Source organism: Pedobacter jeongneungensis, assembly GCF_000633455.1.
In the GTDB taxonomy this organism is placed as follows: Bacteria; Bacteroidota; Bacteroidia; order Sphingobacteriales; family Sphingobacteriaceae; genus Pedobacter; species Pedobacter jeongneungensis_A.
In genome coordinates, this window is sequence record NZ_AYMG01000033.1 from 53,267 (window position 1) to 63,607 (window position 10,341).

Consider the following 10,341-nt stretch of genomic DNA (forward strand, 5'->3'; position numbering starts at 1 on the left):
TAGGCACTATTTAAAATCATCAATAATATCAGCAAAATCAAATTCGTGGATTAGCATTACCGTATGCCCGTCCTTTCTCATATTTATAGCTTTCTCTACTTTGCGACCATAACAAGAAAATGCCCATGCAGGGTTACCATTATCACCGACTATTAAATAGTCTGTTTTAAGCGTAATACCATCAGTTGGTATACCTCCAAGATTGAGGATTTTTTTCTTCAAACCCTCTCTGCTAATTCTTTGTAGTATGCCTGTGATACAGAAAGTCTTGCCAACAAATGTAACATTGGGCTCACTTGTGCATAAACCAGAGATATTGATATGCGCTGTTTCCTTTCTAATCTGTTCATTTATATCTTCATTCTGGAGATTCACGAACTCTTTGAAATAAGCTTTTAAAACCAATCGTTCTTCATCATCAATTTTATTATCCGAAAGAACAGATAGAATTAAACTTCTAATTTCATCATAGGGATAATATGTGTTTAAGTGTTCATTTTCTTCTAACCATTTATTGAGATCAATAATTTCCTGATCATTGATTACGCCATCTGCCAGAATTCCATGGCAAAGCCCTTGTAAGGTTTGTAGGTCAGAGGTGATGGGATTATAATAAAAGCTTTCGTTCTCAAACTTTTGACATAGCCAATACAAGTCTTCAATAGTTTCTTTAGTTGGGATTTGTTGACTAGCTGCCTCTGCTATAATATTCATAAACTCATTAAAAGGATTTCTACCTATTAAAGCATCATGTGCATTCGCCCATTTTTGCAGCTCATTAATTTCCTTTTCATTTACTTCTCCATCTAAGTTTATTCCAAGCAAAATTCCTTTTAAAGAACTAATTGCTTTATCAGCTTGCGCTTTAGAGGTATAGATATCTAAGATCAGTTGGTCTGGTTGTTTCATATAATCATAATCAGGAATAGGTAAAACAGCTGAGTACAAACAACAATTTTGAGTTTTGCGATTCAGCATTACAAAATGGTTGTTATAAAAAGGATTTGAGAGAAAAAACGGAAAGAATTGAGCTAGAATTATTTAGATATTGTAATATAGATCAATAAGTTGAACTTTGCAAGTTCTAAAATTACTTCTTAAGATATAAAGCTGAATTAACATTTGCACGCACTCCTCTCCACATATTCCTTATTACCTTTGCTATTGTAATAAAAGCAACCGTCTTTAGAGCCTTGATATAATTTTTGCCCGGATTTATAAGTGCCACATGGCGTATAAGTTTCGGTATCTGTACCCGCCCCAACTTCATTTTGTTTGCTACAGGCCAGTATACCAATACTTAAGAACAGGATGTAATAAAATCTTTTCATGGCACCAAGATACCGGGCCATGAGACGTAAAAATTACGGGTTTCCGTATTGAGAGAAAATTTTTACTTAAAATAATGTGTTAAGCCAACACTCTTTCAAAAATCCCTATAACCTTTAAATCAGTAGTGTCTTCATCTCTTAAAACAAGAGGCTTAAAAGACTCATCGGTCGATAAAGGATGTAAGGTAATTTCTTCATGCACCCAACTATCATCAGTTTGGGTTTTCTTGCTTCTGTATTCTTTAATAGTATACTGACCACCTAACTCTTTATCATAGATACTGGTTGATTCGACTAAGCAAATCAATCCATTACGGGAGCCTCCGCTATATTTTCTAAATAACGCAATGGATCCGTTAGGAATAACTTTATTCATAGATTCGCCAACAATCTTGCAAGCAAATAGATCGGTATTTGTCCTTAAGCTTTCAGGCAACTCCAAAAAGTTAATATTTTCAACTTGCTGATAATCGGAAAATGAACCCGCAGCAATATTTAAATCATAAAAAGGAATGCATTGCCCGTTGATTTTGTTCGGATGTATGTTTAGCGGCTTAACTTCAGCAAAGGTTTCTTTTAACCGCCAAAACTTTTTAAAATGATTACGCAGCGCTGGATCGCAAACGTAAACGAAAGTTCCATTAATTCCCCTTAATAAAATGGTTTTATATATATTAATAATATAGTTTTTTAATATCTCAGGGTCTTTAATGGTGTTTTTACCATTTTTATCCTGATATAGTTGATCATGAATAATTAGTTTTTCTGATATAGGATCATAGCCAATTTCAGGTCCAATGATTACGCCAGTATAATTTAGATCATAGCCCTGAATAGTATGTATACAACCAACTTCATTTATGGCATTTGGTGTATTTACCCAATCGACGGTTACGGCATTCCACTGCAACTTTGTATCCTCGATAACAATATCAAATTTGCTTTTATCTTTATTTGAAATCCATTTCCAGGCAAAACCTGCAACTAATCTGGATAAGCCGAATTGCTGATCTTTTAATTTGATATCATTCACCATATCATCTAAAGATTCGTAGAGATATGACTCATAGTTTAAGCCAGCGGCATAAGGTTTTAATACCTTATTTTGCTCGGTAAACAGACCTTGAATGAATTTTACGTAATCCGCCCCGCCCTTAACCCTAAATTGAGTTTTCAATATTTCGTAACGGGTATCTGCTTTTTGCTTTAAATTCTTAAATGCACTGGCCGACACATCAGAAGGTTTTATGCTTTGCTGTTCATCATAAAATAAGATGCTTTTATTGGCTTGTTTTAAAACCCAGTCCAACTCAGAACTCGTCATTTTGTCGAAACCTAGTGCTTTACAGTTTTGATCAAAGGCACCAAAATAAGCGCCTAAATTTACCCTTTGCCTTAAACGATGTGATTCATCAATGATTAATAAATCGTATTTCTTTTTAACCACATCGGCAGGCCCGATAACCATATTCGATTTTAAACCTTTAATCCCTTTAAAAACTTTTTCTATTGTTTTTCTAAACGACGACATAGGCACCACCAAAGCCATTTCCAAATGACCGTATTGTTGCTTAACTTTTTTAAATAATTCAAAAAGTTCCAGATCATTCTCGTCAAAATCAGTTAAATTAAAATCTTCGGTATCTGTTTTTAAGAGCTTAAATAAAAATATAGCTAAAATGCTCTTTCCTGTTCCTGCACCACCTTCAATTAAACTTACTTTTGCCCGATCATCCAACAAACATTTAAGTATCGTTTTTAGACCAGTAACCTGTTCATCCGACAAACTTTTATAAGGCGAATACTTAAAAAGGTCGCTATTATCAATATATTCTAAAGAATGTCTGGTAATACCCAGCGTTCGGAGTTCAGACCAAATATCTTTAAATATATCCCAGTAAAGTTCCTTTTTTTGGTAAAAATGATGGTTAGCAATACCCAAATTACTATTCTGTAACTGATAGCGGCCATCGGCAGCTATGTATTTTATTAAATTAGATTCAATATCAAGCGTTGCAGATTTGTTAAAAAGATCACTTGAAATTAAATGTGCTGATTTAAGATTTTTTTTGTGATCACTTTTTAAATGGGCTTTCATCCGACTAACAAGGTCGGTAGTCTCCCCAACGTAAGCTTCATACTTATTGTTTTCACTTAAAAAGTAAACTAATGGCCAGGATAAAAAATTCTCATGTTTTAAACTTAGATCTGTTAAACTTTGTTCGGAAAATTCAGACTTGCTAATTAGATAACGCTTACTCATTTATAGTTCATTATACTTTTTAGCCGTCCCTTTAGCTTTATCCACAGGATACTTAGCATTATTAAGCTTAATCTTATCAAGAATAATCTGTTTTACATCCAGATTGTATTTTTCGGCCAATAACAACGCATAAGAAAAAACATCAGCCAATTCTTCTTTGATCTTATCAACATTGGCATCCTCCGCATTTTTCCATAAAAACAGCTCCAACAATTCAGCTGCTTCTATATTCAATGCAAGGGCTAAATCTTTGGGATTATGAAACTGCGCCCAATCGCGCTCGTCTCTAAACTTTAATAATGCTGCTGTTATCTCGTCGGTCATAAGGCTAATTGTGCCCAATTTAAGAATATAGTGTTGATTTGGGAAATTATGTGATAAATGCTTTTAGAGGTTAAGCCTGATCAATATTTTACTATTCATATATTAACGGAAGTTTTACCCCAAGTTTATATATCTCACTATAGGCCTTTACTCTCCTATACGGAGTTATTAGGTTTTCAATGTTAAATGCAGATAGATTTTTTTCTAAATCAATACCATTTTTAACATCAGGGTATATAATCAAGCATGGTAATACTGCATCTTTAACAAAATCGTCATTATTATAAGCAAGTTCGTTTAATACCTTATTTAATCGGGCGTATCCTGCTACTTGTCTCATGTCCGCATGCACTTCACCATGCTTGTAATGAAGTTTATATTTCGCATCTATAACTATAGAATGTTTACCCTGCTTTATTAAAATATCCAATGCATTACCATAAGTGCTAAATTGATATTTAATTTTAGAGGATTTCCCTTCGTTGGCTTTTAACATTTTTTCATAGATATACAATTCAAAAAGCCGGGGCATATCAATCCAAAATGGCGGTGTAGCTATTTTTTGGTCGGCTGTTCGAGAAAGATTGTAAGCAAAACGTTTCAGAATCTGTTGACCAATTTTAATGCAATCTTTATATTCTTTGAAAAAAGGATTGGTTTTAATATTCTTTAGCTGGTGGAGCTCAACAATACTTCCTATATGTTCAAATGAAGGTCTGCAATAGTCAACAATCCGTTCAATATCACATGCATTTGAAAAAAAATATGCTTTATGATTATTAATATAACTACAAACAAAAATAAAAACTTTATTAAGGAACCTATTCTCGTAATTATCTTCACCAAATACTTGATACTCACAAAAAATATCTGTGAAACGATTTTTCAGAACATTCTTTTAACATGCTGCCCTACCAGTATTTTGCCTTTAATTTTTGAACTTAGGTTTTCTTGAATTTTATAATATGATTTTTTAAGCCCCTTTTTAACGATTGCTTTTAGTAACTGTAAAAATTGTATAATTAAAAAAGGGGTTAGTTTATCATCTTTACTATCAATATTTATTTTTGACGCACTCCAGTCGATATTTACTAGACCTTCAACTTCTTTCGCAGAAACAGAAAAAGCCATTACATCCATCAACATTTTCAAATAATCAAGTTCTCTGGATATTTCGGTACTACTATCTTTTCGCAATGTTTTATCAAAAATCTCTGATTCAGCATCCGTGTTTAGGCAGAATTCAAAATTCTCACCATTGGCGATGTTAATTTTAGGCTCTACCTGTATATACCGGCCCGAATCACCCAACCAATCAAGACCAATACAATAGTCTGCCTTGATCTGATAAAAATCAATACCATGTTCTACAGTGTAACAATTGCTATTATCATCAAAAGCTTTATTGGTGATACCATTTAACAATGCAAAAGAATCAGCACTTAATTTAAGATGTAAAGCTTTATTATCTAAAAATTCAATGCCCTCAGTAAGTTTAGAAATTTTAAATTTTTTGTGCTCAGATAATCTAAGACCCATCTATTTGTATTTTAATAATTCAATGTATTCTTTTATGTTTTTACCTTCAAACTTACCGATCAAAATTCCATCCTTGACATATTCTAACAGTAGGGGTATTATTTCATAATTCATTTTCATAGCGAAAATTTTGTTTTTTCCAACCTCATCAGTTTCATCACATTTTTTAGCAATGAAATAGCTATGACCCAACTGTACATCCTTTATTTCAAATTCATTACTAACATTGGTTTCATTGAACAACATGCTGATTTTATTGAATCCATCAGTATTAAAATAAATGTTTTGATCATCGTTAAGCGGTTCGGGCAATATACTATAGAAAGCAAAACGCCTTCTTATGGCGTAATCAATATGTCCAACACTTCTATCAGCGGTATTCATAGTTCCAATAATATACAAGTTAGGGGGGATAATAATGTTACGCTTATCAACATCTATAGAATACATACTTTCCAAACCCTCTCCTCTATACTCTAGTGCATAAATTAGTTCACCTAAAACTGAAGAAAGGTTCGCCCTGTTAATCTCATCAATAATCAATACATAATTTTTAAGCTTGACATCTATTGGTTCCGTTTCCAAAGATGTTTTAAAGGCATTCTTTTTTACATATTCTTTAAACTTTTCTAAGAGCTTTAACCAATATGTTGAGTTAGACTTAGCAGAAGCGGTTAAAGTTTCCAATTCTCTTATATCCGCAAGATTTTTGATATCTGCCAAATACATCTTTTCTAAATCAGAATAAGGAATTCCGCCATCTATTTTCCAATTGTCACCTTTGTAACGGATTGCATCGTTAGTAATTTTTGTAATATAGGCAACATTTGGCGTCAGCCAGATTTTTTCTTCATCGTATAATCTATCCTCAATATCCTTTTGAAAACCCTTTATTAAATTTCTTATCCAATCTTCGTGTTTTATAACTTCAGTTGTTTTTTGAGCATCAATAAAGTTCTGTAAAGCTTTCTCTGCAAATGCTCCCAAAAGTTTATTCTCGGCTTTATATATAATCTGTTCTCCATCATCCGTTGGTTCAGCAACAATTCCTCGCACAAAATCTTCATAACTATAACTTGGGTGAAACTGAATGATTTTAAATTGTTCTGAATCATTTATATCACTTATTCTTTCAAAAATAAACTTGGCTATAGAGGCTGCTCTTCGTGGTTTATTTTGTTCAATTTTTGACAACCATAATTTAGACTCAAATGCATCAATAATTTCATTGAAAGATGTATAGTCTTCGGTTTCAGATTCCCGCTTTATTTTAATTCTCTTTTGTAAACTATCAACCTCTAAAACTAAATAGCTACTTTTTCCTTTAACAGATCTAATAACCTGATTTATTGATACATTTTCAACAATTTGATCTGCAGAAATAGATCCGTTGGGGACTCCAATTAATTTTTCAGCGAGAATTTTCGCAATTCTGGTTTTGCCTGTTCCTGGAGGGCCTTGTAAAATTATCTGCTTTTTATACAATAACAGGTCCGTTATTGGTCTTAATATTTCATTCATTTCTTTTTCTTCTTCAAGTATATTGTATCTAATAATAGCATTTTCAAAAACACTATAAAAATCCATTAGTTGATCTGTATAGGATTCACTTGCCGTAAATAGGTCTAGGTCTACTAATGATATTTTCTTACCAAATTCTTTTCTTCTTTTTGGGTTTTCCCAATAAAAATACTCCTCTTGGTACAGCGATATAATTTTTTTTCCAGACCATTCTGCAATAATATTAAGTCCTGTATCCTCCCAGTTCAGATAGCATTTTGACGAGAAATAACTCCCAAAGTTCTGTTGTATATTAATGCATATTTTGCCATGAGGATAATTTTCCCAGTCTTTTATCTGCTGTTGGATTTTATCATTTGCATACCCTTGACCCGTTTTTCTAAAAATTCCTTTTTCAATTAAGGGATGAATATATCCCCTATATCCCCGGCCCATATTATCGAGATTAACTACCCATTCTAAATGTGTCACAAAATATTCAAGAAGTTTCTTAAATCGAGTGTAATCCTCCATGTAATTTCCAGTTATTAATTAGCGCTTTAAACTTATATCATCAACAATATGATATTTTCAGCAATATAAATCTATAATTGAAATTTTTAGTTTCCATTTCAAAACTCTTTAATCTAACAGTCCATTCCTTACGGTTTCCCCCAACCTCCATATTATTCACCTGAGCTAAGCCAAAATAAAACTAACCACCAATTGTCCCGCTTTTCAGGAGAGAAAGAATAAGCCATTGATACCATATTAAATCTGTGTTGATCCGTGTCCATCTGTGGTTAAATCGCTTAGCCTAATCACATTAGCCATTATCCCTCCTGTTTAAAAAAAATCTAACCAAACCCCTACAAGTTGTAAAAATAAACTTTAACTTAATGTTAAATAACTATTATTCACCTTTTAAACAACATGTCATGTCAAAAATCAATGACGCCGGCCATCCTAAAAATGTGGCCAATTTCGAAAACCTCATTACCTATTTAACCGGTTACGGTGCGGTGTACAACCCCAGCAATGTGAACATCCAGTTAAAAAGTTTAAATGAAAAAGCCCTTGCCGCCCGAACCCTGCTCGAACAGGTAAACGATCTGGCCGCTAAAAGCAGTAGTGCCATTGCCGCCCGCGACCTCGCCTTTCAGCCGCTGAAAAAACTGAGTACCCGCATTGTGAATGCCATAAAAGCAAGCAATGTACCGCAGCAGGTGGCAGACAATGCCACCACGAATAACCGGAAAATCCAGGGACAAAGGGCATCCGCCAAATTAACTGATGAAGAAAAAGAAAAGCTGGCGGCCAGTGGAACCATTGTGAACCAGGTATCCGCCTCACAACAAAGTTTTGATAGCCAGCTCGACAATTTCGACAAGCAGATTAAGCTGTTAGGTACCATCCCTACCTATGCACCCAACTAAGTGGAGCTTCAGCAGGCTACCCTCAATACCTTGTACAACGATTTATTGCAGAAAAACCGCGATGTGGTTGCCAAAACATCCGAACTGAGTGGTCTTCGCCTTAACCGGAATAATATCCTGTACCATCCCGAAACCGGTATTGTAGCGCTGGCCTTAGATGCAAAGAATTATTCAAAATCTATTTTTGGTGCAAGCACGCCGCAGTACAAGCAGATTTCGGGCATTCCATTTAAAACTGTAAAAGTTTAAAACCATGAAAAAAATCATCCCCATCCCAACCAAAATTTAAAATAGCAACAGACATCAAAATCGGTTGCTATTTTTGTTTTATAGCGATTCGACAACTGTAAATGGCAAACTGTTAACTGGAAACAGATTTCTGCTGCAGATCACATTTATTGAAACACAGATTTTAAAAAGTACAAGTATAATATTGTTAACTGCCAACTAAAAACTGTCAACTGCAAGTATAATTCTATTAACTGCCAACTAAAAACTGTTAACTGCAAGTATAATTCTATTAACTGCCAACTAAAAACTGTCAACTGCCAACTAAAATCTTCCTACCTCTCCGGTAAAGTTGTGAACTGCCCCGATAGAACTATTGATGGAAAGTTCAGAACTGTTAACTGCAAGTTTAAAACTCCCGTTGGAAAGTATAAAGTAATCAACTGCAAGCATGAATCCACTAACTGACAGGATAATGTTACGACTAGAAAGTTTAGAACTTTTAACTGCAAGTTCAGAACTATCGATAGCGCCGGTAATGCTGCCATGCGCAAAATCAATTCTATCCACTGCAAGTATAAACCTATCCACTGCAAGTATAAACTTATGCACTGCAAGTGTAGTTCTGTTAATGGCAAGTATCATGTTGTTAACTGCACGGGCTTATTAAATACGGTCGAAATGACGAATTGATCGATGTAGAAATTACGCGAATAATACCTATGCTCCCTGCTACTGGCATGGCAGATTTTCGCTGAAATAAGCATTGAAATTCTAGCATAACCCTACAAAATACCACAACACAAGGCAATATACAGTCCCGATTTTTCATCGGTAACCGTGGCAAGACTGAGCGAAGGGACAAAATAGAAAGGGACAGTAGCATGGCGATAGCATTAAGGTTCCCGCCTGCGCGGGAATGACGACCGTATTAGGAATTATCCCTATACACCACGCTATCTGCTCCCTGCTATTCGGCCTAGGATCTGATGGAAGGAAAAAGCGTTAAAGCTTTGCACTTCCTTTCAACCTACTACTGCCCAGAGGCAGCACGCCCTCCCCGATCCTTCATCGGGGAGGGCGTGCTGACGACCAAAAAAGCTTTGACGAATTTATCCGACATCAGATCCAAGCCTTGATTTTTTGTTACTTTTGGATCAAGCCAAAAGTAAGCGCCCCTCGGTGGCGGTGGACCTGTACCGATTTTTCATCGGTAGCCGAGGCAAGACTGAGCGAAGGGAAACTCATTAGCAAGTAAATGAACAGAACAAATGCTAAACATTCAGAGATCCTTCGTACCTCAGGATGACAGAAAACAGTGAGGCAAGACCGAACGAAAGCATTAAGATTCCCGCCTGCGCGGGAATGACGAACTATGTTTTATGAAAAGTCCAAAGATCTCTCCACTACGGTCGAGATGACGACCCAGCGTGCCCCTCATAGTTTCAGAGGAATAAGTCTACGGATGCCTGTCTATGCGCCCTGCTATCCGGCCTAGGAGATGATGGAAGGAGATCCTTCGACTACGCTCAGGACGTTAAAGCTTTAACACCCCCTTTCAACTTACCACTACCCAGAGGCAGCACGCCCTTTCCGACTCTTCGTCGGAACTTGTGCTGGCGACCAAAAAAGCTTTGACGAATTTATCCGACATCAGATCCAAGCCTTGATTTTTGGTTACCTTTTTATCAAGAAAAAGGTAAGAGCCCCTCGGCGGCGG

10 protein-coding genes are annotated in these 10,341 nt (G+C 35.4%); 2 read left to right on the forward strand and 8 right to left on the reverse strand.

The genetic code is table 11. The features are described 5' to 3' along the window. Positions 1 to 6: 6 nt before the first annotated feature. The 7 genes from U859_RS0125915 to U859_RS32290 all read right to left on the reverse strand — a co-directional run bounded on the left by U859_RS0125915 (position 7) and on the right by U859_RS32290 (position 7,491). Complete coding sequence (locus U859_RS0125915; protein ID WP_205314444.1) at positions 7 to 978, reverse strand: BRCT domain-containing protein; 972 nt, start codon at positions 976 to 978, stop codon at positions 7 to 9. Between the two features lie 137 nt (positions 979 to 1,115). After that, complete coding sequence (locus U859_RS0125920) at positions 1,116 to 1,331, reverse strand: hypothetical protein (RefSeq protein WP_162800053.1); 216 nt, start codon at positions 1,329 to 1,331, stop codon at positions 1,116 to 1,118. Positions 1,332 to 1,410: 79 nt separating this feature from the next. Then, entirely contained in the window at positions 1,411 to 3,594 is a 2,184-nt protein-coding gene (locus tag U859_RS0125925; RefSeq protein WP_025146159.1) for a DNA/RNA helicase domain-containing protein, read from the reverse strand. Continuing rightward, positions 3,595 to 3,918, reverse strand: coding sequence for a nucleotide pyrophosphohydrolase (locus U859_RS0125930; protein WP_025146160.1), 324 nt, complete (start codon positions 3,916 to 3,918; stop codon positions 3,595 to 3,597). It lies immediately after the preceding gene. Positions 3,919 to 4,009: 91 nt separating this feature from the next. After that, complete coding sequence (locus U859_RS32280) at positions 4,010 to 4,807, reverse strand: 5-methylcytosine restriction system specificity protein McrC (RefSeq protein ID WP_205314445.1); 798 nt, start codon at positions 4,805 to 4,807, stop codon at positions 4,010 to 4,012. Next, positions 4,804 to 5,457, reverse strand: a complete 654-nt coding sequence (locus U859_RS32550) for a 5-methylcytosine restriction system specificity protein McrC (protein WP_051584784.1) — start codon at positions 5,455 to 5,457, stop codon at positions 4,804 to 4,806. The genes U859_RS32280 and U859_RS32550 overlap by 4 nt, the downstream gene beginning before the upstream one ends. After that, complete coding sequence (locus tag U859_RS32290) at positions 5,458 to 7,491, reverse strand: AAA family ATPase (RefSeq protein ID WP_025146161.1); 2,034 nt, start codon at positions 7,489 to 7,491, stop codon at positions 5,458 to 5,460. Between the two features lie 404 nt (positions 7,492 to 7,895). Here U859_RS32290 and U859_RS0125945 point away from each other — a divergent pair, with 404 nt between their 5' ends. Then, a complete protein-coding gene (locus tag U859_RS0125945; protein WP_162800054.1) occupies positions 7,896 to 8,393 on the forward strand; it encodes a hypothetical protein in 498 nt (165 codons plus the stop codon). Next, a complete protein-coding gene (locus tag U859_RS0125950) occupies positions 8,394 to 8,642 on the forward strand; it encodes a hypothetical protein (protein WP_025146163.1) in 249 nt (82 codons plus the stop codon). A gap of 303 nt (positions 8,643 to 8,945) precedes the next feature. Here U859_RS0125950 and U859_RS0125955 read toward each other — a convergent pair whose 3' ends face one another. After that, the gene (locus tag U859_RS0125955; RefSeq protein WP_025146164.1) at positions 8,946 to 9,266 is read right to left on the reverse strand and encodes a hypothetical protein; all 321 of its coding nucleotides are present in this window, start codon (positions 9,264 to 9,266) and stop codon (positions 8,946 to 8,948) included. Between the last annotated feature and the right edge of the window lie 1,075 nt (positions 9,267 to 10,341).

What these genes read in the sequence shown, in the direction of transcription:
- U859_RS0125915 (WP_205314444.1), bottom strand. Translation starts at nt 978, where the DNA reads ATGCTGAATCGCAAAACTCAAAATTGTTGTTTGTACTCAGCTGTTTTA.
- U859_RS0125920 (WP_162800053.1), bottom strand. Translation starts at nt 1,331, where the DNA reads ATGAAAAGATTTTATTACATCCTGTTCTTAAGTATTGGTATACTGGCC.
- U859_RS0125925 (WP_025146159.1), bottom strand. Translation starts at nt 3,594, where the DNA reads ATGAGTAAGCGTTATCTAATTAGCAAGTCTGAATTTTCCGAACAAAGT.
- U859_RS0125930 (WP_025146160.1), bottom strand. Translation starts at nt 3,918, where the DNA reads ATGACCGACGAGATAACAGCAGCATTATTAAAGTTTAGAGACGAGCGC.
- U859_RS32550 (WP_051584784.1), bottom strand. Translation starts at nt 5,457, where the DNA reads ATGGGTCTTAGATTATCTGAGCACAAAAAATTTAAAATTTCTAAACTT.
- U859_RS32290 (WP_025146161.1), bottom strand. Translation starts at nt 7,491, where the DNA reads ATGGAGGATTACACTCGATTTAAGAAACTTCTTGAATATTTTGTGACA.
- U859_RS0125945 (WP_162800054.1), top strand. Translation starts at nt 7,896, where the DNA reads ATGTCAAAAATCAATGACGCCGGCCATCCTAAAAATGTGGCCAATTTC.
- U859_RS0125955 (WP_025146164.1), bottom strand. Translation starts at nt 9,266, where the DNA reads ATGATACTTGCCATTAACAGAACTACACTTGCAGTGCATAAGTTTATA.